The following is a 21,326-nucleotide window of genomic DNA, read 5'->3' on the forward strand; positions in this document are numbered from 1 at the left end:
CCTGCGCGTCGGCACGTCAGGCCGCCGTGATCGGGTCGGCGGCGCGCACGACGCCCACGGTCTCGATGGTCGAGCCGGCGGCCGTGGCCTCCTGGTACGACAGCACCGGCAGCCCGCCCTGCTGTGCCGAGACGAGGCGGTGGATGGCGGGGCGCAGCGCGGGCGCGCAGACGAGCACCGCGCTGAGGCCCTGCGCCTCGACGGCGGCGACGGAGTCGCGCAGCGAGCCGAGCACCTGCTCGACCCGGTGGCCGTCGAGCAGGATCTGCGTGCCCTGGTCCGACGGCCGCAGCCCCTCGAGCATCGACTGCTCGAGGCCGGGGTCGATCATGATGACGCGCAGCACGCCCTGGTCGAGGTGCCGGGCGGTGAGCGCCGGGCCGAGGGAGGCGCGGGCCGCCTCGACGAGGCCCTCCGGGTCGGTCGACACCTTGGCCCGCAGCGTCAGCCCCTCGCAGATGCGCCCGAGGTCGTTGATCGGCACGCGCTCGGCGAGCAGCCCCTGCAGCACGCGCTGCAGCTCGGCGAGCGAGAGCATGCCGGGCACGAGGTCGTCGATCGCCGAGGCGTTGACCTGCTTGAGCCCCTCGGTGAGCACGCGGACGTCCTCGCGGCTGAGCAGCCGGGCCGCGTTGTCGGCGACGATCGACGACAGGTGGGTGACGAGCACCGAGACCCGGTCGATCACGGTCGCGCCGGTCATCTCGGCGCTGTGCCGCATCTCGGCGGGCACCCACTTGCCGGCGAGGCCGAACACGGGCTCGATCGTGGCCGTGCCGGGCAGGCCGTCGAGCTGGTCGCCGAGCGCGAGCACCGAGCGGGCCGGGGCGACGCCGCGCCCGGCCTCGACGCCGGCGATGCGGATCGAGTAGGTCGACGGCGGCAGGTCGACGCTGTCGCGGGTGCGGACGGGCGGCACGACGATCCCCATGTCGACGGCGATCTTGCGGCGCAGCGCCTTGACCCGGCCGAGCAGGTCGTCGGACGAGCCGCTGACCATGTCGACGAGGTCGGGCGCGAGCAGGATCTCGAGCGCGTGCACGCGCATCTGCTCGAGCAGGTCCTCGGTGGTGTCGGTGGGGGCAGGAGGCGCGGCGAGGGCCTCGAGGGCCTCCTGCGCCTCCTCGGCCTTCGCCTTCGCGGCCAGCCGCTGCGACACGAGCAGCAGGCCGGCGCCGATCACGAGGAACGGGATGATCGGCATGCCGGGGATGAACCCCATGCCGATCGCCGCGACGCCGGCGATCATGATCGCGATGCGCGACTGCGACAGCTGCGAGGCCGCCTGCGACCCCATGTCGCTGTCGGCGCCCGACCGGGTGACGATCATGCCCGTGCTGACCGCCATGAGCAGCGCGGGGATCTGGGTGACGAGGCCGTCGCCGATGGTGAGCAGGCCGTAGTGGCTGAGGGCCTCGCCGATCGCCATGCCGTTCTGGATCGCGCCGATCGCGACGCCGCCGACCAGGTTGATGACGATGATGAGGATGCCGGCGATCGCGTCGCCCTTGACGAACTTCGAGGCGCCGTCCATCGAGCCGTAGAAGTCGGCCTCGGCGCTGACGGCCGCGCGGCGCTCCTTGGCGACCTCGTCGGTGATGAGGCCGGCGTTGAGGTCGGCGTCGATCGCCATCTGCTTGCCGGGCATGGCGTCGAGGGTGAAGCGGGCCCCGACCTCGGCGACGCGCTCGGCGCCCTTCGTGACGACCACGAACTGGATGATGATCAGGATGCAGAAGATGACCGCGCCGATGATGATCGAGCCGCTGACCGCCACGTGGCCGAAGGCCGCGATGACGTCGCCCGCGTAGCCCTCGCCGAGCACGAGGCGGGTCGAGGCGACGTTGAGGCCGAGGCGGAACAGCGTCGCGACGAGCAGCAGCGACGGGAACACCGAGAAGTCGAGCGGCTTCTTCACGAACAGCGTCGTGAGCAGGATCACCAGCGCCAGCAGGATGTTGAGGATGATCAGCACGTCGAGCAGCGGCGCCGGCACGGGCACGACGAGCAGCAGCACGATCGCGACGACGCCGACCGGCACGGCGAGCTTGGGGAGTGTCTTCTTCATCAGGCGGTTCCTCCGGTGGCGGCGGGACGGGAGAGCGAGGGGGCAGGCGCAGGAGGCGCGGCGCGGGCCGTGCGGATCGCGCGCGGCACCGCGTCGGGGGCGAGCGACTCGGGGGCGAGCACGCTCGACACCTCGTCGGCGGTGGTCGGCCTGGGGTTCGCGTGGGCCCGGCCGACCGCGGCGGTCGCGCCGCGCGCCTTGAGGGCCATCACGAAGGTGAGCACGCGGGCGACGGGCGTGTAGAGGTCGACGGGGATCTCCTCGCCCAGGCCGCACGACGCGTGCAGCGCCCGGGTCAGGGGCACGTCGGCCACCAGCGGGACGCCGTCGGCCTCGGCCTGCTCACGGATCCGGGCCGCGACCGCGCCGGCGCCCTTCGCGACGACGCGGGGCGCCGCCTTGCCGGGCTCGTACTTGAGGGCGACGGCGTAGTCGGTCGGGTTGACCATGACCACGTCGGCGTCGACGATGGCGCCCATCATGCGGTTGCGGCTCATCGCGAGCTGCCGCGAGCGCCGCTGGGACTTGACCAGGGGGTCGCCGTCGCTGCTCTTGTGCTCGTCGCGCACCTCCTTCTTGGTCATCCGCGTCTTCTTGCGGTTGCGGCGCATGACGACGAAGACGTCGGCGGCCGCCAGGAGGAGGCCGGCCGCGATCGCGGCCTGCAGCAGCACGGCGGTGCCGGCCGACGCCTCCTCGAGCAGGGCAGAGACGCTGAGGCCGCCGCCGCTCATGAGGACGGGCATGAGGCCCTGCACGGCCGTCCAGAGCACGAGGCCCACGACGGCGGTCTTGATCAGGGCCTTCGCGCCGTTCCAGAGCGCCTGGGTGCCGAAGGTGGTCTTGAGGCCGTTGAGCAGGTTGAACTGCTGGTAGTTGCCGGTCATCTTCTTGACGTGCACGCCGCCCTGCACGACGGCGGTGGCGAGCACGGCGACGCCGACGACCGCGAGCATCGGGCCGATCGTGGCGGCCATCGAGCCGACGCCGCCGCCGAGCAGCTGCAGCACGGTGGTGTCGTCGGGGTGGCGGATCACCTGGCCGATCGAGAGCAGCTGGTCGGTGCCGGCCTCGGCGCCGCGCTGGATGGTGCTCGGGATCATGACGGCGGCCGCGCCCACGCCGACCCACGCGCTGAGGTCCTGCGAGCGCGAGAGCTGGCCCTTCGAGCGGACCTCCTTCATCCGCTTGTCGGTCGCCGCCTCGGAGCGCTCGCCGCTGTCGTCCGCCATCGCTACCTCACCCCCAGGACCATGTCGGCCGCGTCGCCGGTGAGGCTGTCCACGACGCCGGGCAGGGCGAGGAACACGCCGCCGGCGAGCATGACGGTCATCAGGATCTTGAGCGGGAAGCCCATCGCGTAGGCGTTGAGGGCGGGCGCGACGCGGCTGAGCAGGCCGAGCCCGACGTCGGCGAGGAACAGCACGACGCAGAGGGGGCCGGCGATCTGCAGGGTCGCGAGGAACATCTGCGAGACGCCGTTCGTCATGAGCTCGACGGGGTGCGAGAGGTCCATGCCGAGGCCGAGCGGGAACGCGTCGAACGAGCGGGTCAGGCCGCCGATCAGCACCTGGTAGCCGCCGCTCGCGAACATCAGCGCGAGCGCCGTCATCTGGAACAGCCGGGTGAACTGGGCGCCGTTGATCATCGACTGCGGGTCGAAGGCCTGCGCGAGCGTGAAGCCGCCGAAGAGGTCGATCAGGCTGCCGGCGGACTGGATCGCCGCGAAGACGAGCAGCACGAGGAACCCCAGCACCGCGCCCACGACGAGCTCGAGCACGAGGGCCAGCACGAAGCCGCCCGTGTCGAGCGACTCGTAGCCGGGCGCGACGCGGGGCGCGACGGCGAGCGCCAGGCCCACGCCGAGCATCGCCTTCACGCGCCCCGGGAACGCCCGGTACGAGAAGGGAGGCGCCACGACGATGAAGGCGGTCATGCGCACGGCGGCGAGCAGGGTGGCCTCGAGCCAGCTGAGGTCGACGGACACGGCGGCCTAGCCCCCGCTCAGCAGCTGGGGGATGCGGTCGAACACCGTGGTGGTGAACGTCACCATCTCGCTGATCATCCAGTGGCCGCAGACGATCAGGGCGATGCCGACCGCGACGGCCTTGGGCACGAACGCGAGGGTCACCTCCTGGATCTGCGTGATCGACTGCAGCAGCGAGATCGCGAACCCGACGACGAGCGAGGTGATGAGCACGGGCGCGGCGAGCTTGCCCGTGATGACGAGGGCCTGCATCGACAGGTCGAGGACGGCGTTCGAGTCCATCAGGCAGCCACCTGGTAGCTCTCGATGAGGCTCGTGATGATGAGCCCCCAGCCGTCGACGAGCACGAACAGCAGGATCTTGAACGGCAGCGAGATCATCACCGGCGGCAGCATCATCATGCCCATCGACATCAGCGCGGCGCTGACGACGAGGTCGATGACGAGGAACGGGATGAAGATGACGAAGCCGATGATGAAGGCGGCGCGCAGCTCGCTGATCATGAACGACGGGATCAGCGTCAGCATCGGCACGTCGGCCTGGGTGGCCGGGTTCGGCTGGTCGGCGGAGCGGGTCATCAGCGCGAGGTCCTCCTCGCGGGTGTGGGCCAGCATGAACTCGCGCAGGGGCGCGGCGCCCGCGTCGATCGCGCCCTGGAAGTCGAGCTGCCCGTTCAGGTAGGGCTGCACGGCGTCGTCGTTGATGTGCCCGAGGATCGGCGCCATGATGAACAGGCTCAGGAACAGGGCGAGGCCCGCGAGCACCTGGTTCGGCGGGATCGACGGCAGCGCGAGCGCGTTCCGGGTCATCGCGAGCACGACGAAGATCTTCGTGAACGACGTCATCATCAGCAGCAGGGCCGGCGCCACGCTGAGCAGCGTGATGCCGAGCAGGGTCACGACCGCCTGGCTGGGCGCCCCGTCGGGGCCGTTGATGTCGATGTTGAGGCCGCCCGTGCCGGTGCCGTCGGTGACGGTCTGGTCGGACTCGGTGAAGTCGGGCGTCTCGCCGATGCCGGTGCCGGTGCCGGACGTGGCGTCGGTGCCGTCGGTGCTGCCGGCGCCCGTGCCGGGCTGGGCCGGGGCGGTCGGCGCCGTGGGCGCGGACGGCGCGGCCGAGGCCTGCTGGCCGATCAGCATGACGAGCCCGGACGCGACCACCATCGCGAGCAGGGCCACGACGACCGCGCGGGCGAGCCGCGTGTCGGCGAAGCGGACGGGGGCGGCGCCGACGGCCGGGGCGCCGAGGCGGGCGTGCGGCAGCGGGGCGCCGCGGAGGCCGTCGCGCAGCGTCGGGCGCACGCGCTCGAGCAGGGCGGAGCCGAAGGAGGCGCGGGTCGCGCGGTGCGCGGCGGCGGCGGTCGCGCGGTGCGCGGCGCTGCCGGTCATCCGGCGCGTCCGGCGCGGACGGCGGCGGCCGCCTGCCGCCAGGTGTCGGGGGCGAGGATCGAGCCCTCGATCGCCTTCGCCGAGCGGCCACGGGCGCGCTCGCGGGGGTCGCGGGCGGCGGCGCGGCGCTCGGCGCCGCGCGGGCGCAGCATCGGCGCGCCGCCGGCGGCAGCTGCCCCGTCGGCGGAGGCGTCGGCGGAGGCGTCGGCGGCGAGCACGGCGTCGAAGCTCGGGGAGGCGACCGGGACGATCGGGGTGACCCGCGCCTCCTGCGGGGCCTCGACCGCGGGCGCGCTCGACGCGACGAGCGCGAGCGGGGGCTCGACGGGCGCCGGCACGTCGGCGGCGGCCAGCACGGTGACCGACGACTCGGTCACGCCGAGCACGAGCCGCTCGCCCTCGACGTCGACCACGACGACGCTGGCCTTGGCGCCGATGCCCTGACGGGCGACGACCGTGACGGGCGCGGAGGCCCGCCCCGGGCGCAGGCCGCCCTTCGCGATGCGCTTCTGCAGCACCCACAGCAGGGCGAGCACGACGCCCAGCGAGAGGGCGACGCGCAGCGCGACGAAGAGCGTGTCCACGATCAGGCGACGCCGTCGGCGACGTCGAGGATGCGGGTGATGCGGACGGCGTAGTCCTGGTCGACGACGACGACCTCGCCGTGCGCGATGAGGCGGCCGTTGAGCAGCACGTCGGCGGGCGCGCCGGCCGAGCGGTCGAGCTCGACGACGGCGCCGGGCTCGAGGCCGAGCACGTCGCGCACGGACATGCGGGTGCGGCCGATCTCGACCGTGAGCTGCATCTCGACGTTGTTGATGCGGCCGAGGTTGCCGGCGCCGAGCGGGCCGGCGGAGGCGGCGGGCGCGGACGACGAGACGAGGCCGACGGTGCCGTCCTCGCGGAGCCGCACGGCGAACCAGCCGACGGTCTCGCCCGCGGCGGCCAGGTCGAACACGACGGTGGCGGGGTCGGCGAACAGGGCGTCGGCCGACTCGAGCCGGCTGTCGCCGAGCACGCCGGCGCCGAGCACCGCGGTCGCGGCCTCGAGGGCCGGGCGGAGCACGTCGACGACCGAGACGAGGGGCGAGTCGGTGCCGGCCGCGGCCGACAGCTGGTCCATGTCGGCGAGCAGCAGGGCGGTGTCGGCCGAGAGCGAGCCGACGAACGAGGTGACGACGGCCGAGGAGGCGGTGCTGCGGCGGGCCTGCGCGGTCGCGGCGTCGACGGGCACGGCCCGCAGCGGCACGGGCGTCGGCAGCTGCGCGACGAGCGCCTCCGCCGCGGCGGTGTGCAGGGTGATGGTCGTGCCGGTCATGAGGTTCCTTCTTCGGGGCCGGACAGGGAGGTGGAGACGACGATGCCCGCGAGGCGCGACCCGGCGGAGCCGACCGCGGCACGGCCGACGACCTGGTCGTCGACGGTGATCGAGAGCGGGCGGGACTGCGGGTGCGGCAGCGGCAGCACGTCGCCGACGGCGAGGTCGAGCACGACGCTCGGCAGCACCGCGGCGGGCGCGAGGCGGAGGGCCACGTCGACGGGCACGGAGGCGAGCTGGGCGCCGACGAGGCGTCGCACCTCGGCCGGGTCGGCGGCGGCCTCGGACTCGCCGAGCTGGGGCAGCAGCACCTCGGCCGGGATGGCCACCGTGCCGGCCGCGCTGCGCTCGCCGACCCGGATGTCGAACGACGCGACGATCATCAAGTCGGACTTCTGCGCCGCCTGCGCGAACTGCGAGTTGTACTGGAACCCGCCGACGCTGATCTGGTCGACGAGCAGGTTGCCGAACGAGTACCGGAGGTCGTCGAGGGCGTCCTCCATGAGGCGGCGGACGAGGGCCTGCTCGATCGGCGTGAAGGTGCGCTCCGGCACGGTCGCCGGGCGGGTGCCGCCGAGCATGTGGCCGACCCAGCCGAGGGCGGCCGAGGTCGGGAACTGGATGACCGCCTTGGGGGCGACGCCCTCGAAGCTGCAGAGCACCATCGCCGTCGTCGCGGGCAGCGACGAGGCGAACTCGTCGTACGTCAGCACCTGCAGCTGCTCGCAGGTCACCTGCGACAGCACCCGCACCTTGGCGGTCAGCTGCGTGCCCCACTGGCGCGCGAACGTCTCGAAGGCGAGCTCCAGGGCGCGCGAGTGCTCGCGCGGCAGCGTCGTCGGGCGGCGGAAGTCGTAGATCTCGACCTGCCGCGGCGGGCGCACGGCGGCGCCGGCCAGGGCCGGTGCGGTCGTGCCCGGGGGCAGGGTCTCGAGGAGCGTCACGACCGGCACTCTCGGCCCGCGCCTCCTCGTCGTTAGCCCCGCGGGGTCAGTGCCCCCCGGACTGGGCCCCCTCCGCGTGTGCGTCCTCGGTCTCGTCCTCGGCCTTCCCGCCCGTCCCCTCGGCGGCCTCGCCCTCGGTCGTCGTGGTGGTGGCGGCGGCCTCCTCGACGGCGGGCGGGCTCTCGGCGGGGGCGTTCCTGCCGGCCGTCACCGCGCCTCCTGCGCCCTCGGCCGCCTGCTGCAGCTCGGGCAGCAGCGCGCTGACGTCGTCGGACTGGTTCGAGAGGACCACGATGTCGACCCGCCGGTTCGTGGCGAAGTCGGCCTCGGTGCCGCCGGTCGTCAGCGGCCGTGACGAGCCGAAGCCCACGGCCTGCGCGTGCTCGACCGGCAGGCCGCCCCGCTCGACGAGGTCGCGCAGCACCTGCGTGGCCCGGGCGGACGACAGCTCCCAGTTCGTGGCGTAGGGAGCGGTCGAGCTGCGCTGGTCGGCGTGCCCCTCGATCGAGACGTCGTGGCCCGCGGTGCGGAGCACGGGCGCGATCGCGTCCATCACGCGGCGGGCCGTGTCGCTGAGGTCGGCGCTGTTCGTGCCGAAGAACGTCTCCGAGCCGACCAGCCGCACGGTGAGGCCGCGGGCGTCGGTCGCGAACTGCACGTCGGCGGTGAGGCCCGAGCCGGCGAGCCCCGACGCGATCGCCTCCTTGATGGCGGTCAGGTCGTCGAGCTCGGCCTGCGCGAGCTGCTCGGCCGTGCCGTCCGTGCCGCTCGCGGCCGTCTTGCTCATGTCCGTCTCGTCGCCGGTGGAGTACCCCTTGCCGTCCTCGGTGACGTCGGAGGCCGGCACGACCGTGCCCGAGGCGCTGTCGATCGCGCCGATGTCGGTCTGCCCGAAGCCGGTCGCCAGCGAGTTGCGCAGCGCCATGTACTTGTCCTGGTCGACCGTCGACATCGCGTAGAGCACGATGAACATGCACATGAGCACCGTGATCATGTCCATGTACGAGGCCATCCAGCGCTCGTCGGGGTGCTCGTCCTCGGCGTGCCCCTTCTTCACGCGGGCCCCGCGCGAGCCGCTCACGCCGGCACCCCCGCGTCGGCCGTCGCCTTCGGCTTCGAGCCGCCCTCGAGGTAGTGCGTCGGCACCATGGCGCGGAGGCGCTCGCCGAGGAGGCGCGGCTGGCTGCCCGCCTGCACGGCCAGCACGCCCTCGAGCAGCAGCGTCATGCGGGCCTCGTCGAGGTCGGCGAGCTTCTTGAGGCGGGCGCCGATCGGCAGCCAGATGAAGTTGGCGCTGAGCAGGCCCCACAGCGTCGCGACGAAGGCCGCGGCGATCATGTGGCCGAGCTTGTCGGGCTCGGCGAGGTTCTCGAGCACGTGGGTGAGGCTGACGACCGTGCCGACGATGCCGACCGTGGGGGCGTAGCCGCCGAGGCTCATGAAGAACTTGGAGGCGGTGCGGTCGGCGGCGAGGCGGGACTCCATCTCGTCCTCGAGCAGGATGCGGAGCTCCTCACCGTCGGTGCCGTCGGCGATGTTCTGCAGGGCGCCCTTGACGAACGGGTCGTCGAGCTTGTCGGCCTCCTGCTCGAGCGAGAGCAGGCCCTCGCTGCGCGCCTTCTCGGCGAGCGCCACGACGTCGTCGATGACCGACTGCGGGGCGACCACCTTGCCGGTGAAGGCGCGGACGATCTTCTTGAAGCTGAGGATCGCGTCCTTGATCGTCGTGCCGGCGATGCCGATCGCGATGGTGGCGCCGAAGACGAGGATGATCGGCGCCGGCAGCAGCAGGCCCTCGATGTGCACGCCCTCGAGCTTGATCATCCCGAACAGCGCGCCGAACGCGAGCAGGATGCCGATGATCGTCGCCGGATCCATCAGCGGGCTCCCGTCGGTGCGGGGGCGGTGGTGGCGGGCGCGGTGGGGGCGGGTGCGGTGGCGGGCGCCTCGGGGGCCGGGCGGAGGGCGCTGACGAGGCCGCCGCCTCCGTCGCCGCGCGAGCCGCGGACGATGCCGAGCTGCGGGCCGGTCGACGTGCGGCTGCCGAGCGGCTGCGTGGCCGGGGCGGCGACGTCGGGCGCGTCGTAGGCGAGCGAGACGATGCGGGCGCGGTAGCGGGCGATCATCTCGATCACGGCGGCCATCGGCTCGGTGACGATGTACTTCGCCCCGTCGACCATGATCAGCGTCGTGTCCGGCGTCTCGTGGATGCGCTCGATCAGGTCTGGGTTGACAGCGAATCTGCTGTCGTTGAGTCGCGTGACGACGATCATCGGCCCGTCCTAGGTCTGTGTCTCCCGCCACCGTCCGTGGGGCGGGCGAGCTGCTCGTCCTGAGCTGCTCAGGGGTCACTATCGGCCGGGGGCGGGCGGACGTTAGGCGCGGGTCGGGGTCGGGGTCGGTCTCGGGGTCGGGGCCCGGGGTCGGGCCCGGCGGTCGAGTGGTCGGTTCTGGTCCTCCGAGACGGCTCGACGAGCCGTTCGTGACCACTCGGACACAGAGGGGCAACCTGCTCTCCACAGGGCCCCGGCGCCAGCTTGCCCGACGACGGACAGGTCAGTACGGTATGTCACATTGTTCATGACACCGAGGAGGCGCGGGTGGCGCAGGCGATCGACATCGATCTCGAGAGGGTGCGGCAGGTCGCCGTCGGGCTGTCCCTGCTGCACACGCGACTGGGCTCGACGGCGTCGACGCTCGGGCCGGACTCCGGCCTGGCGACGCCGCGCAGCGTCGGCGCCCTGCGGGACTTCGTCGACGACTGGTCCGTCCGACGAGGTCGCCTGCTTGAGTCGATCGAGGCGGTCGGCACCATGGCCGAGCGCACCGCCGCGGCGTTCACGCAGGTCGACGACGACCTCGCCGCATCGATGACGCCGCCCGCGCAGGTGGGGGGCACGCCGTGACGCGCCCCTCCGACTGGTCCGCGCTCGACCTCGCGTCCGATCCCGTGCCGGGACGCCCTGACGACATCCGGGCCACGGCGACCGACGCGCGCGGCACAGCCCAGCTCATCGAGTCGCAGGTCGCCGACCTGCGCCGCCTCGGCACCGCCGAGGGCTGGGACGCCGACTCCGGTCGCACGTTCGCCACGGACGCGCCGGTGCTCGCCGATGCGATCGCCCGCGCACAGGCGCGCTACGCGGGGCTGGCCGCCGCGCTCGACGCCTACGCGACCGGGCTCGAGGGCTTGCAGAGGCGGGCGGACGCGGCGCTCGCCGACGCGGAGGCCGCCGCAGTCGCCGGGCGACGCGCCCGAGCACTGCCCGTCGACGCCACACCGGGAACGGTCGAGGAGGCCGACCAGATCGAGACCCGCGAGCGGGCGATCGCCGCCAGCTCGTCGGACCACGACGACGCGCTCGGGGTCGTCCGCCAGCTCGTCGGGTCGGGCGGCGGGGGCGAGCTCGGCCTCCTCGACGACGCCTTCGTGGCCGCCCTGGTCGCGGCCGGCGACGACGAGCTCAAGGATTCGTGGCTCGATCCGGCCAAGCAGTTCGTCCACGAGAACCGCGGCGTCATCAACGTCGTCAAGGACGTGCTCAAGGCCCTCGGGCCGGTGCTCACCGTGGCGGCGATCGTGTTCCCCGCGGCAGCCCCTGCCCTCCTGGCCGTGGGTCTCGCGCTCGCCGCCGTCACGCTGCTGCTCACCCTGGCCCAGGCGGTCGCCGGCGACGCGACCGTCGGTGACGTGCTCGCCGACCTCGTCGACGTCGGGATGGCTGTGGTCGGCATCAGCGGCGCGCGCGCCGTCGCCACGGCCGTGGCGGCGACCCGCAAGTCGGTCGTCACGAGCCGCTCGATGGCAGCGGCGCGCAAGGCGGTGTCCGGGAGGGTGCCTGCCCGCAAGGTCGATGCCGCGTTCCGCAGTGCCCGCGTGGCAGAAGAGGCGAAGGTCGGCCGGCTGGCCGACGCCATCGCTGCGAGTCCGGTCACCCGCGTCGTTGATGGCCTCCTGACCGGGGGCGCGTGGGAACTCACGCAGCTGCGGTTGCTCGCGGCCGGCGGCGGAGGGCCCCTGGCCGCGCAGGTGTGGAGACCAGGGATCGCCTGGGCGGCGGCGATCGGTCCCTACGGTGCCGTGGACTTCGTCAGATCGGGAGTCGAGGTGATCGGTCACGGCCGCGACTACGGTGCCGGTACCTACTGGGACACGAAGACCGCGGTCCACGTCGGGAGCCTCTGATGGCTCGCGGATACGCCATCACGCTTCCCGTCGGGTGGCATCGACTCTCGCTGAGGGACGACGACCAGGCCGTGGTCCGATCGGCAGAGCACCGGTTCCTGACCCGCGACGACGATTCCGCCCGCTCGGCGCTCGCCCGTCACCGCTTCCGCGAGACCGTGACCCGCCTCGTCGCCCGGGCCCGGGCCACCGGCGTCGTCGACCTGTTCGTGCATGCCGGCCCGTCCCGCACCGGCATCGGCCCCATGTCGCTGACTGTCTCGGTCGTCGCGGGGACCGGCCTCGACACCGAAGACCGCCTCGTAGACGATGACGATCCCGTGGCGCCCCGGTTCGTCCGGGTCTCCCTCCCCGCCGGCCCGGCCTTGCGGAGAGCCCGGCGCGAGGCCGTGCCCCTCGCCGACGTGGTCGACGACGTCATCGCCGTGGGCGACCCCGAAGCCTGCGCGCCGGACGCAGACGCGGCTCGGCGGAGGGGCCAGGGGCACGAGACCGACAGCGCCTCCCTCGATCACCTGATCGCCCTGCCCGACAGCGCCGGGGCCTGCCTCATGCTCTCGTTCCGGGCGATCGGCGGTCCCCACGTCGAGGCGGAGCTCCACCATGCCGACTCGATCGTGAGGACGCTGCGGTGGACGTGATCCTGCGCGACCGAGTCGTGGCACGCCGCACGGCCGTGAGCCCGTTCGTCGGCGGGCAGAGCTCACCTTCTGCCGTCGTGGTCGACACCACAGGCGGAGTCGCACTGCGGTCTCCCGACGGTCGATGCGAACCCTTGTTCTCGGTGAGCGACATCGTCCGTGGTGGGTGGTCGTCGAGCTACCAGATCCCCGGCTCCGCACTCGACGTCGGTCACTACGGACTGGTCTGGATCCAGACGACGGTAGGCATGGTCACCTTCACGTTGGACGACTGGTGGCCGCTCCGCCCTGCCGACCCGGACCAGTCGCCTCTCGAGAGCAGCGGCTTCGTGACGCTCTTCGACCTGGCGGGCGTGGCAGCGTCGAAGGAGGCGCCACCGGCGTCCCTCCACGAGGACATCCTCGCGGCGGTCGTCCCGACGTTCAACCCGACGGTCATCGTCCGAACTCCGCGACAACGAGCGCAAGGCTTCGCGATCATGGCCCTCGGGCTGAACTACGTGGCCCTCATCGTCACGTTCCCCATCGTCGCCCTCATCGCCCCTTCGCCGGTCTCGTTCGCGCCCTGGATCATCCCGATGTGCGTCCTCGGGTTCCTCTGCGCCCTGGCCTCGGCTGCACCCCTGCCGTCGTGGCGGCGAGTGCCCCGACGGATCACCGCACCGGCCTCGAGCGCACCCGCCGGGACATGTCCGGCGTGGTTCCGTCGACATGCCCGCATCATGGCCTCAGCCGGTTCGCTCGCCGTCGTCGACGGTGTCGGGGTCTCGTCGCGGGTGTCCTGTGACGAGGGCAGGGAAGGGCCGTTCGCGCTGAGGGAATTCGATGTCCGACGCTCCAAGCAGAGGGGCCGGGGCACCCTCGTCGTCTGGGACAGCGCAGGGACCCCCCGCCTCGTCCTCCCTCTTGAGTTGTGGGCACCATGTCCGAAAACCCTCACGGCTCTCAAGGCCACTCTGGTGACGGCAGGTCTCACGGAGAACAGGCGCCGGCGACGAGACGTGGAGCTGCCGGCACCATTCGACGTGGAGCACGGCCGCGGTGACGGGATGGCAGCCGGTTTCGGCCTCGGACCGTGGCGCGTCGCACCGATCTTCGGCAGCGCCCGACTCTGCGTCCTCGCCTCGGGGATGCTCCTGCCGTTCCTCTTCGCGATCGATCTCGTCGACGAGCTCGCGGTGCAGGTCGCAGCGCTCATGTCAGCCGCTGCGCTCATCGCATCGGACGTCGCCGTTCTCCCGGTCGCCGCCTGGGCTGTCTTCGGGCGGCCGACCCGAGGAGGACTCCTCGGCGTCGTCCGACGCTGGAAGGAGAAGAGATCATGACGTTCGGCATCGACCACGACCCGCGATGGGTGCCCGTGCTGGGGCTGGAGGCCCGCATGGTCGACGGCGCGCCTCCTTCGCCCTTGCCGGCCGGGAGCGACGTCGTGCGCGAGCTCATGCTCGCCGATCGGGCCGCGGCGGGGTTCGTGCTGGCCGACGACGCCGAGCCCGCCGCGGCGCCGGTGGCGTGGGCCACGCTCCACGTGGAGGACGTGCCCGGGTGCACCGTCGACGCCGTCGTCGAGGGGTTCCGTGCCGTGCCGTCGGCCGTCTCGGCGACGGCCGTCTATCCGGTCCACACCCGACTCGGCCCGGCGGTGCGACTGCAGCACGACCGCATCCACCATCTGCCCCTCAACGACGTCAGATCGCCCGGCAGCGTCCTCGTCACCCACGCGATCTGGCTGTGGCAGATCGTCGACGACGGCGACGAGGTCGTCGTCAGTCTCGGGACCGAGATGCCGGTGCCCCACCCGGCCGCCGAGGCGCTGCCCCTGTTCGACGACCTGGCCCTCGGCTTTCGTTCGGTCTCTTCGTAGTCACCGCCGCCTCGGTTCCCACCTCGTCTTGCCCCAGTCCCCATCCCGTCCCCATCCCCATCCCTGAGGAGCCCTTTCCATGACCACGCCCGTCCCCCACACCGATCCCACGTCCGTCGTCCACCGGCCCTCCCCTCGGCAGCTCCTGGTCGTGGCCAAGACCCGCTTCGTGCTCTTCGCGATCGTGATCGGCCTGGCGGTGCTGAGGGGCAACTGGACGGCGTTGGTCATCCTCGCGGTGCTGGCGCCGATCCTCGCCGTCGGGCTCGTCTGGTACGTCCGCGGCACCACCGTGACGGTGTCGGGCACGCAGCTCACCTACCGGCGCCCGTGGTCGACGAGGACCGTGTCGTTGGACGGCCGACAGCGGGGGCTGCTGTGCGTTGTCGACCAGCGCGTCCAACGGCTCGGCGTCCTCGCGGTCCGCGGCGCGGACGACACGCGCATCGTGCTCACCGAGGGGTACTTCGACTTCCCGGCCCTGGCCGACGTCGCCGGACGATGCGGCGTCCAGATCGTCTCCCCCGACCAGCCGCTGACCGGCAAGCAGATCCGGGCCGTCGCGCCGCGTCTGATCCCGCGCTGGATGGCCTGAGCCGCGACACGCGCCCGCAACACGGGGCTGGCAGGATGCTGCGGTGACCGACACCCCCGCGAACGACGGCACGCGCGACGCCACCCCTGTCGCCCGGCCCTCCTCCCCCGCCCCGACCCACCCGACGCCCGACTCCGCCGCGCGCGACACGACCCTGTCGCCCGACGCGGCACTGTCGCCCGACACGGCGACCCCGCTCGTCGACGACCCGGCCCTCACCGAGAACGCCGCGACCGTCGACGCCAACCGGCACACCTTGGTCGAGAACGTGATGGGGGTGCTGACGGGAGTCTTCATCGCCTCCTTCGGGTTGTTCCTGCTCAAGGCGAGCGGCTCCGTCTCGGGCGGCACCGCGGGTCTCGCCCTGCTGCTGGACTACGCGGGCCCGTTGTCGTTCGGCGCGCTCTTCATGCTCGTCAACGTGCCGTTCTTCGCCCTCGCGGTGTGGAAGAAGGGGCTCGGCTTCACCCTGCGGACCGTCCTCACCGTGGCCATGGTCTCGGCGATGTCGTACCTGCACCCGGCGGTGTTCCACATCGAGAGCGTCGACCCCGTCTACGGCACGCTCGGCGGCAACCTGCTCGTCGGCGTCGGCCTGCTGATCCTGTTCCGCCACGGGGCCAGCCTCGGCGGCATCAACATCCTCGCGCTCGTGCTGCAGGAGAAGCTCGGCTGGCGGGCCGGCTACGTGCAGATGGCGGTCGACGTCGTCATCATCCTGTTCTCGCTCACCGTCGTCAGCCCGTGGACGGTCCTGCTCTCGGCCGCGGGCGCCGTCGTGCTCAACCTCGTGCTCGCTCTCAACCACAAGCAGGGGCGGTACCTGGGTCGCACGTGACCACTTCGGGGGTGATCTCGGGTGATTCCGCTCTCAGGTGCGACACAGGATCGAGGAAGTCTCTACGTTGGGCCAGGGGCCGACGATCGTCGACGCCCTCCCCGAGGCCAGAGGAGTCACGACATGACCTACGACCAGAACACCCCCGCCACCGCGAACGGCACCGCCGCCCGCTACAACGTCCTCGCGATCGTCGGGTTCATCCTGGCCTTCGTCTTCAGCCTCGCCGGCCTCGTCGTCAGCATCATCGCGTTCTCGCAGATCAAGAAGACGGGCGAGCGCGGCCGCGGCCTCGCGCTGGCCGGCATCATCATCAGCGTCGTCTTCATGATCCTCAGCATCGTGCTCAGCATCTCGGTCTTCTCGGCCGGCATGTCGCAGGTCGGCACGACCTACTGATCCACCCCCGGTGCCGAGGAGGCGCGGTGTCCGTTCGACGGGCACCGCGCCTCCTCTGCGTCCGGGCACCGGCAGGCCTGCCGGTCAGGGCCGCGGCCTAGGCCTGGATCGGGCTACGGGGGCCAGACCGTCCAGAGCAGCACGATCGCGACGACCTGGAGCGCGACGCTCGCGACGATCGTGACGACCACGCGCCTCCTCGTGCTCGACAGCTGCGGGTCGCCCAGCAACGGCGCCAGCGGCATGAGCATGCGGAAGCTCGACTGCTGCGGCAGGAACACCGCCACCAGGTACGCGACGTAGCCGATCGTGTACGTCTGCAGCTCGAGCCCGAGCCGTCCCGAGCGGCGCACCAGCCCCACCGCGACGCCCACGAGCAGCAGCACCACGGCCACGACCCCGAGCCACCCGGCCGTCGCCGCGCCGAAGCGGAACCACGGCGTGAAGGGCACGAAGCCGTCCGCGCCGATGTAGTCGCGCCACCACGACGACTCCGTCGCGAAGTAGCCGTCGCGCTCGCCGGTGACGATCGTCACGACCAGGGGCCAGGCGAAGCCCGCGGCGGTGACGACGAGCCCCGCGATCCAGATGCGCACGTGCTCGGCCAACGGCTCACGGTCGGGCTCGGCGCGGTCGGAGCCGTCGGCGCGGTGGGCGCGTCGGGCGCGGACCAGCCGCACGAGCCAGGTCAGCCCGAGCGCCGCCGACAGCGCGAGCGCACCGGGGTGCGCGAACGAGGCGAGCACGCCGAGCACCGTGAACCAGGCCCAGCGCCGGGCCGTCATCGCCAGCAGCGCGCCGAACATCAGCAGCAGGAAGAGCCCCTCGGCGTACGGCACCTGCAGCACGAACGACATCGGCGCCGTGCAGAAGAAGACGGCACCCCAGAAGGAGGCGCGCGCGTCGAACCGGGACAGCATCAGCCGGTGCAGCACCAGCGTCGCCCCGGCCCCCGCCAGCACGGCGACGACGAGCGCCGCGATCAACCAGTCGCCGCCGACGACCGGCCGCACGACCCGCACGAGCGCCGGGAACAACGGCATGAAGGCCCAGGCGTTCTTGACGACCTGGCCGTCTCCGTCGCGGGGCAGCTCGGACGGGTAGCCCTGCTCGGAGATCTCGCGGTAGAACCGGGCGTCCCACGACGAGAGGTAGCCGGCGAAGCCCGGCCCGCCGTCGTGCTGGGCCCACGTGGCGGTCGCCGTCAGGGCGTGCACGAGGGCGAGCACCGCCGTCGTGAGCAGGCGGGAGGCCGCGTAGACGCCGAGCAGCACGAGCGTGGTGGCGAGGCCGGGGCGGGGCAGGCGGAGGGCGCCGGTGCGCGGGGCGGGCGGCTCCGGCTGGGTGCCGCGCCGCGCCTCCGTCCCCGTCGTCATCGCCCCTGTCTACCTCGCGGGCGCTGGGAGGCCGGTGCCCCGTACCCCGCGCGCCCGGGCGGCTCGCGACGCGCGGCCGGCGCCGGCCGGCCGGCCGCCGCACCCCGGAGTGCGGCCGCCGCACCCCGGAGTGGACGATGCACCCCGAAACGACGGGGTGCATGGTCCACTCCGGGGTTCGGGACGAGGTGGGGCGGCGAGCTGGGCGACGGGGCGGACGCAGGAGGCGCGGGCCGGTCTCGAGGACCGGGCCCGCGCCTCCTGCGCAGCTGTGGCTAGCGCTTCAGGTTGGTGAGCTCCTGCAGCACCTCGTCCGACGTGGTGATGATGCGGGCGTTCGCCTGGAAGCCGCGCTGGGCGACGATGAGGTTGGTGAACTCCTGCGAGAGGTCGACGTTGCTCATCTCGAGCGTGCCGCTCGACAGCGAGCCGACGCCGGGCGAGCCGGGCACGCCGAGCGCCGCGTTGCCCGAGTTGGCCGTGGCGCGGTAGCCGGACGAGCCGGCCTTCTCGAGGCCGCCGGGGTTCGCGAAGGTCGCGAGCGCGATGCGGCCGACGGCGAGCGACTCGCCGTTGCTGAACTGGCCGACGAGCGTGCCGTCCTTCGAGAGGCTGAAGCCCTTGAGCGTGCCTGCCTCGCGGCCGTTCTGGTCGGTGACGGCCACCGTGTTGAGCGCGGCGAAGCCGGTGACCTTCGACAGGTCGACCGTGATGCCGCCGACCGTGAGCGAGCCGGCCCCGTTCTGGGCGCCGTCGGTGAAGGTCAGCGCCGTGCTGCCCGGGGTGCCGACGCCGTCGGTGCCCGTGACGTTCCAGCCGCCCTGGGTGCGCGTGAACGACAGGGTCAGGGTGCGCTCGGTGCCGAACGCGTCGTAGATCTTCGAGTCGCGCGTCAGCGTCTCGCCGACCGGGGTCTCGGACGGCAGGTTGCCGGCGACGTTCGCGCCGGTGGTGGCCGTGGCGGGGGCCGCGCCGTTCAGGGGCAGCATGATGTCGCCCACCGCGCCTCCGTCGTTCACGACGCCGTTCGTGGCCGAGTAGCCCTGCACGATCTTGCCGTCGGACGACACGAGGCGGCCGTCGGCGTCGAAGTCGAAGGCGCCGGCCCGCGTGTAGACGGTGTCGTTGCCGAGGCGGGTGACGAAGAAGCCGTCGCCCGAGATCATCAGGTCGGTCGCCTTGCCGGTGGCCTGCGCGGAGCCCTGCGCGAAGTTCGTCGAGATGCCGGCGACCTGCACGCCGAGGCCGACCTGCGCGGGGTTGGTGCCGCCGATGCCGGTCTGCGGCCCGCCGGCGCCCTGGGTCATCTGCGACAGGGTGTCCTGGAACTGCGTCGTCGACGACTTGAAGCCGGCGGTGTTGACGTTGGCGATGTTGTTGCCGGTGACGTCGAGCATGGTCTGGTGCGACCGGAGGCCCGAGATGCCGGAGTAGAGGGAGCGGAGCATGGTGCTGCCTTTCGGACGGAGCTGAGGAGGCGCGTCCTGCGCGGGGGGACCGGTCGCGTCCTGCGTCCGGGCGGTGCTGAGAAGTGCGGGGTGGGGTGCTGCGTGGTGCGGGGCCGGTGCCGGCGCGGGCCGGTGGCAGCGGTCCTCGTCGCTAGGCCGTCGGCGTCGCGGAGATGCCGGAGATGAGATCCAACGCGACCTCCTTCCCGCCGACGGTGACCTTGGGCACGGACTCGGCGAACGAGACGCTCGTGGCGGTGCCGGTGACGGCCTTGCCGTCGGGCCCGGTGTAGCTGACCTCGCGGCCGACCAGGGCGGACGCCGACGTGCGCATCTGCAGCGAGAAGCCCTCGTTCGCGGTGGTCGTCTGGTTGGTGATCTGCTCCATCATCGACAGCTGCGTGGTCTGCGACATCATCTGGTTCGTGTCCATCGGCGACGACGGGTCCTGGTTCTTGAGCTGCGTGACCAGCAGGTTCATGAACATCTCGCTGTCCATGGAGGACTTGGTCGTCCGTCCCGCGGAGGACTGCTGGGCCGCGGCCATGACGGCCGGGTCGACGGTTCCGGAGATCTGGTCGATCGAGGGCATGGGCTGTGTCTTCCTGTGGAGGGCTGGAGGTCGGGTTCGGAGGGGCTGCGGGCTGGGGGCTGGGGGCGCGGCTGCGGCTGGTCGGCGGGCGCGGGTGTGCGCGCTAGGCGAGCACGTCGATCGAGGCGGTCGAGGACGAGGAGGCGCGGTGCAGCCCCCCGGCGCCGGCGGCGGCCGCGAGGGCCCCGGCCCGGAGCCGGTCGGGCTCGAGCTCGACGCGTCGCGCGCGGCCCTGCTGGTCGCGGGGGTCGCCGGGCGTCCCCGCGGCCTGCTGGTCGGATCGCTGGTCGGACGGCCGGTTCTGGTTCGAGAGGTCGACGCTGGCCTGCAGGCCCGCTCCCCCGAGGTCGCGACGCAGGTCGGGCAGGATCGCTCGCACTGCCTCCCGCGCGGCGTCGGACGGAGCGAACATCTCGACGTGCATGCCCTGTCCCGCGACGTGCGCCCGCACGGTGACCGGCCCGAGGGCCTCAGGGCTCACGGTCACGGTGACGACGTGGGTGCCGGGCCCGGCCGCGGCGAGCGAGAACAGGGGACGTGCGAGCTGCTGCGTCAGCGGTGCCGGGGTCGAGGGAGGTGCCGCCGCCGGGGTGGGGACGGTGGCGGGCGCCGGGGCGGTCGGTGCGACCGGGGGCACGGCGAAGGGCACGGCGGACGGGGAGAGGGGGGTGGTGGTGGTGGTGGTGGTGGTGGTGGCGGTCGTGGCGCCGGTGCTGGCCGTCGTCACGGCGGGGGACGCGGTGCCGGTGTCGGCGCCGAGGGCGCGGCCGCTGGCCGGGGACGACGTGGTGTTCGCGCCGGCGGCGGCGGCAGCTGCGGTGGTCGCGACGGCCGCGCGGGTGGCCGGGGCGCCGCCGGGGGTGGTCGTCGAGGCCCCTGGTGCGGTGCCGGTGCCGGCCGAGCTCGTGCCTGCACCCGTGTCCGTGCCCGTCCCTGCGGGGCCGGCGGCGACGAGGACGCCGGTCGACGCGGCGAGGTCCTGCGCGGAGCCCACGGTCGCCAGCGCCGTCGCCGTCGCGACCGGACCGGCCGGCGGGAAGGGCGTGGACGCGGGGGCCGACGGGGCACCGGTGATGGTCCCGGGCGTGGCGCTCGCCACGAGGGATGCGGCGTCCCCCTCGGGACGGACGGGGGAGGTCGAGGACGCGACACCGGCCAGGGCCGCACCGCGGACGGCATCGCCCAGCTCGGAGGAGGGGAGGCTCGCCTCTCTCGCTGATCCGTCACGGGACGGATCGACGGGCACGCTGGCCGCCGAGGACGCGGACCCTGCTCCGTCACGGAACGGATCGATGGGCGCGCCAGCGGCCGCGGCCGCTGCTCCGTCACGGGACGGATCGGCGGGCACGCCAGCGGAAAGGGAGGGGGTCCCGGCCCCGAGAAGACCTGATCCGTCACGAGACGGATCGATGGACGCTCCGGGCGAGAGGGGGGTCGCTCCGTCACGAGACGGATCGGGGGTGAGCGCGGCGGGCAGGGTCTCGGTCAGGGGCGGGGTCGCGGTCGCGGTCGCGGTCGCGGGGACGAGGATCGGGGCCGCGGACGCTTCGTCCCGTGACGGAACAGCCGCAGCTCGTTCTCCCTCCCCCTCGTTCGTACTCACGGGCGCACTCGCATCGGCCGTCGCGTTCGCGCCGGCGCCAGCGTTCGCACCAGCGCCAACACCCGCACCAGCACCCGCG

Annotated in this window: 23 protein-coding genes; 8 read left to right on the forward strand and 15 right to left on the reverse strand. The window is 72.9% G+C overall.

Features of this window, described 5'->3' with window-relative positions; genetic code table 11:
- Nucleotides 1-16 precede the first annotated feature (16 nt).
- From FHR78_RS09225 to FHR78_RS09275, 11 genes are all read right to left on the reverse strand, one after another.
- Complete coding sequence (locus FHR78_RS09225; RefSeq protein ID WP_166760210.1) at nucleotides 17-2,068, reverse strand: flagellar biosynthesis protein FlhA; 2,052 nt, start codon at nucleotides 2,066-2,068, stop codon at nucleotides 17-19.
- Nucleotides 2,068-3,300: an EscU/YscU/HrcU family type III secretion system export apparatus switch protein gene (locus FHR78_RS09230; protein ID WP_166760211.1), complete on the reverse strand. Its 1,233-nt coding sequence runs from the start codon at nucleotides 3,298-3,300 to the stop codon at nucleotides 2,068-2,070. The genes FHR78_RS09225 and FHR78_RS09230 overlap by 1 nt, the downstream gene beginning before the upstream one ends.
- Before the next feature lie 2 nt (nucleotides 3,301-3,302).
- On the reverse strand, nucleotides 3,303-4,055 hold the full coding sequence (locus FHR78_RS09235; protein ID WP_347878126.1) for a flagellar biosynthetic protein FliR: 753 nt from the start codon (nucleotides 4,053-4,055) through the stop codon (nucleotides 3,303-3,305).
- Between the two features lie 6 nt (nucleotides 4,056-4,061).
- Nucleotides 4,062-4,337 (reverse strand): flagellar biosynthesis protein FliQ, encoded by a 276-nt coding sequence (gene fliQ, locus FHR78_RS09240; protein ID WP_166760212.1) that lies wholly within the window; start codon nucleotides 4,335-4,337, stop codon nucleotides 4,062-4,064.
- The gene (gene fliP / locus FHR78_RS15635) at nucleotides 4,337-5,218 is read right to left on the reverse strand and encodes a flagellar type III secretion system pore protein FliP (RefSeq protein WP_432207151.1); all 882 of its coding nucleotides are present in this window, start codon (nucleotides 5,216-5,218) and stop codon (nucleotides 4,337-4,339) included. The genes fliQ and fliP overlap by 1 nt, the downstream gene beginning before the upstream one ends.
- Nucleotides 5,219-5,439: 221 nt before the next feature.
- Entirely contained in the window at nucleotides 5,440-6,027 is a 588-nt protein-coding gene (locus FHR78_RS09250; protein ID WP_166760213.1) for a flagellar biosynthetic protein FliO, read from the reverse strand.
- Nucleotides 6,028-6,029: 2 nt separating this feature from the next.
- On the reverse strand, nucleotides 6,030-6,761 hold the full coding sequence (gene fliN / locus FHR78_RS09255) for a flagellar motor switch protein FliN (RefSeq protein ID WP_166760214.1): 732 nt from the start codon (nucleotides 6,759-6,761) through the stop codon (nucleotides 6,030-6,032).
- Nucleotides 6,758-7,705, reverse strand: coding sequence for a flagellar motor switch protein FliM (locus FHR78_RS09260; RefSeq protein WP_347878128.1), 948 nt, complete (start codon nucleotides 7,703-7,705; stop codon nucleotides 6,758-6,760). Before FHR78_RS09260 ends, fliN begins: the two co-directional genes overlap by 4 nt.
- Before the next feature lie 46 nt (nucleotides 7,706-7,751).
- Entirely contained in the window at nucleotides 7,752-8,786 is a 1,035-nt protein-coding gene (locus FHR78_RS09265; protein ID WP_347878129.1) for an OmpA/MotB family protein, read from the reverse strand.
- Nucleotides 8,783-9,583 (reverse strand): motility protein A, encoded by an 801-nt coding sequence (locus tag FHR78_RS09270; protein WP_166760215.1) that lies wholly within the window; start codon nucleotides 9,581-9,583, stop codon nucleotides 8,783-8,785. Before FHR78_RS09270 ends, FHR78_RS09265 begins: the two co-directional genes overlap by 4 nt.
- A complete protein-coding gene (locus tag FHR78_RS09275) occupies nucleotides 9,583-9,978 on the reverse strand; it encodes a flagellar FlbD family protein (RefSeq protein WP_166760216.1) in 396 nt (131 codons plus the stop codon). The genes FHR78_RS09270 and FHR78_RS09275 overlap by 1 nt, the downstream gene beginning before the upstream one ends.
- Nucleotides 9,979-10,305: 327 nt before the next feature.
- Here FHR78_RS09275 and FHR78_RS09280 point away from each other — a divergent pair, with 327 nt between their 5' ends.
- The 8 genes from FHR78_RS09280 to FHR78_RS09315 all read left to right on the forward strand — a co-directional run bounded on the left by FHR78_RS09280 (nucleotide 10,306) and on the right by FHR78_RS09315 (nucleotide 16,228).
- On the forward strand, nucleotides 10,306-10,611 hold the full coding sequence (locus FHR78_RS09280; protein WP_166760217.1) for a hypothetical protein: 306 nt from the start codon (nucleotides 10,306-10,308) through the stop codon (nucleotides 10,609-10,611).
- Nucleotides 10,608-11,891, forward strand: coding sequence for a hypothetical protein (locus FHR78_RS09285; RefSeq protein WP_166760218.1), 1,284 nt, complete (start codon nucleotides 10,608-10,610; stop codon nucleotides 11,889-11,891). Before FHR78_RS09280 ends, FHR78_RS09285 begins: the two co-directional genes overlap by 4 nt.
- Before the next feature lie 71 nt (nucleotides 11,892-11,962).
- The gene (locus FHR78_RS09290) at nucleotides 11,963-12,532 is read left to right on the forward strand and encodes a hypothetical protein (RefSeq protein ID WP_166760219.1); all 570 of its coding nucleotides are present in this window, start codon (nucleotides 11,963-11,965) and stop codon (nucleotides 12,530-12,532) included.
- 77 nt (nucleotides 12,533-12,609) lie between these two features.
- Nucleotides 12,610-13,857: a hypothetical protein gene (locus tag FHR78_RS09295; protein WP_166760220.1), complete on the forward strand. Its 1,248-nt coding sequence runs from the start codon at nucleotides 12,610-12,612 to the stop codon at nucleotides 13,855-13,857.
- Nucleotides 13,854-14,396 (forward strand): hypothetical protein, encoded by a 543-nt coding sequence (locus tag FHR78_RS09300; protein ID WP_166760221.1) that lies wholly within the window; start codon nucleotides 13,854-13,856, stop codon nucleotides 14,394-14,396. The genes FHR78_RS09295 and FHR78_RS09300 overlap by 4 nt, the downstream gene beginning before the upstream one ends.
- A 79-nt stretch (nucleotides 14,397-14,475) precedes the next feature.
- Nucleotides 14,476-14,991 carry a hypothetical protein gene (locus FHR78_RS09305; RefSeq protein WP_166760222.1) on the forward strand — a complete coding sequence of 172 codons (516 nt, stop codon included), beginning with the start codon at nucleotides 14,476-14,478 and terminating at the stop codon, nucleotides 14,989-14,991.
- Nucleotides 14,992-15,145: 154 nt separating this feature from the next.
- The gene (locus FHR78_RS09310; protein WP_432207152.1) at nucleotides 15,146-15,829 is read left to right on the forward strand and encodes a YitT family protein; all 684 of its coding nucleotides are present in this window, start codon (nucleotides 15,146-15,148) and stop codon (nucleotides 15,827-15,829) included.
- Nucleotides 15,830-15,952: 123 nt separating this feature from the next.
- Nucleotides 15,953-16,228, forward strand: coding sequence for a DUF4190 domain-containing protein (locus tag FHR78_RS09315; RefSeq protein ID WP_166760223.1), 276 nt, complete (start codon nucleotides 15,953-15,955; stop codon nucleotides 16,226-16,228).
- Between the two features lie 113 nt (nucleotides 16,229-16,341).
- Here FHR78_RS09315 and FHR78_RS09320 read toward each other — a convergent pair whose 3' ends face one another.
- From FHR78_RS09320 to FHR78_RS15640, 4 genes are all read right to left on the reverse strand, one after another.
- Complete coding sequence (locus FHR78_RS09320; protein ID WP_166760224.1) at nucleotides 16,342-17,604, reverse strand: mannosyltransferase family protein; 1,263 nt, start codon at nucleotides 17,602-17,604, stop codon at nucleotides 16,342-16,344.
- Nucleotides 17,605-17,879: 275 nt separating this feature from the next.
- Nucleotides 17,880-19,052: a flagellar hook protein FlgE gene (locus tag FHR78_RS09325; RefSeq protein ID WP_166760225.1), complete on the reverse strand. Its 1,173-nt coding sequence runs from the start codon at nucleotides 19,050-19,052 to the stop codon at nucleotides 17,880-17,882.
- Nucleotides 19,053-19,203: 151 nt separating this feature from the next.
- Nucleotides 19,204-19,644 carry a flagellar hook assembly protein FlgD gene (locus tag FHR78_RS09330; protein ID WP_166760226.1) on the reverse strand — a complete coding sequence of 147 codons (441 nt, stop codon included), beginning with the start codon at nucleotides 19,642-19,644 and terminating at the stop codon, nucleotides 19,204-19,206.
- 103 nt (nucleotides 19,645-19,747) lie between these two features.
- Nucleotides 19,748-20,743 (reverse strand): flagellar hook-length control protein FliK, encoded by a 996-nt coding sequence (locus FHR78_RS15640; RefSeq protein WP_166760227.1) that lies wholly within the window; start codon nucleotides 20,741-20,743, stop codon nucleotides 19,748-19,750.
- Nucleotides 20,744-21,326: the final 583 nt, after the last annotated feature.

It is taken from the genome of Frigoribacterium faeni (genome assembly GCF_011761235.1).
Classification (GTDB): Bacteria; Actinomycetota; Actinomycetes; order Actinomycetales; family Microbacteriaceae; genus Frigoribacterium; species Frigoribacterium faeni_A.